Raw genomic sequence first — 1096 nt, forward strand, 5'->3', positions numbered from 1 at the left:
TTGTTAAGAGCTCAATAATTTCCCCTTTTTTTAATAGCTTAATAAGCTCCAGATATTCTGCTGGTAGAGCAGGTTGTGGCGGTGAAGCAGATTGTGGCGGTGAAGCAGGTGAACTCTGTTTAGTATCTGATTCCGAAGGAATCTGTGCCCTTAAAAGACTTTCCCATATGCGAGTAGATATATCATCAACATTGTTTGCATGTGCCAAATTTATCATTTCCAAAAGGGTAATCATTCCTGTTATAATAAATCGCTTTTTCATCTGTCTCCTCGCTTGATTTCGGCAGGGATTGTTTTATTAATAGGCACGCGGTTCCTATCATTGGGCTGTTTTAGCTTTGGTGCTAATGCACAAGCCGATAAAAGGTTTGCAATCAAAATCCCAAGAATGAGCGACTTCATTTTAATATGCCTCTTTTTACTGTTATATACATTCTGATATTTATTGTCATTATTCCTATTTTGAACATAAAGTAAAGTGCATGGTGTGTAATTATTTTACTTTTTTATTCCATTTTAATTTATGAAAATAGCTCAATTTCAGTGCAAGTATTTTTTACTTTAGGATTGGATATCCTCGTTATTTTGTCATATGGATATTAAGGGCGTCTACGGGAACCATTGCTTTTTATCTCATCTAATTTCTATGTCTCCATAGATGTCCAAATGTAATGCCTTTTGCGAGAGAATTGGCTATGCTTGATAGTTTGAGTAACAGCATGATGGATATAATAGACAAGATGAGAGCTCCCCCAAACATGAAGCTTACATTTTGGTCGTAATCGAGTTTCATATCGCTCAAATAGTTTGCAAAGATATTCATCATCAGATTAAATACAGTTGCTAAGAGTAGAAAGAGGATTATATAATTGACGACTTGGATTATCCATTGCTCGAAAAAGCGATGAGTTGGTTGCCAGAGCAAAGCAATGATGAAGAGTGGTCCCAATCCTACAAGAAGTGTAATAGCGATTTTTGTTAGGAGCACGAGACCACCGCCGATTGCTACTACGAGGCTTGTTGCTAGCAAGATAATGATGCCTAAGAGACTGTAAAGCAGTCCATTGGACTCGAAGAAGACGGTTTCTTGGAAAAG

2 protein-coding genes and 1 pseudogene are annotated in these 1096 nt (G+C 37.1%); all 3 read right to left on the bottom strand.

Annotated features, from left to right (window positions below):
- Nucleotides 1-262 (bottom strand): annotated as a pseudogene (locus ACFIMS_RS00260) (hypothetical protein); the annotation flags it as partial.
- The gene (locus ACFIMS_RS00265; protein ID WP_375696254.1) at nt 259-402 is read right to left on the bottom strand and encodes a TrwH protein; all 144 of its coding nucleotides are present in this window, start codon (nt 400-402) and stop codon (nt 259-261) included. The gene ACFIMS_RS00265 and the pseudogene ACFIMS_RS00260, both read right to left, overlap by 4 nt.
- A 235-nt stretch (nt 403-637) precedes the next feature.
- Nucleotides 638-1096, bottom strand: a 459-nt coding sequence (locus ACFIMS_RS00270) for a type IV secretion system protein (RefSeq protein WP_375696255.1), incomplete at its 5' end; no start/stop codon positions are given.

It is taken from the genome of Bartonella sp. AP331QHHD (genome assembly GCF_042195905.1).
GTDB lineage: Bacteria > Pseudomonadota > Alphaproteobacteria > Rhizobiales > Rhizobiaceae > Bartonella.

What these genes read in the sequence shown, in the direction of transcription:
- ACFIMS_RS00265 (WP_375696254.1), bottom strand. Translation starts at nt 402, where the DNA reads ATGAAGTCGCTCATTCTTGGGATTTTGATTGCAAACCTTTTATCGGCT.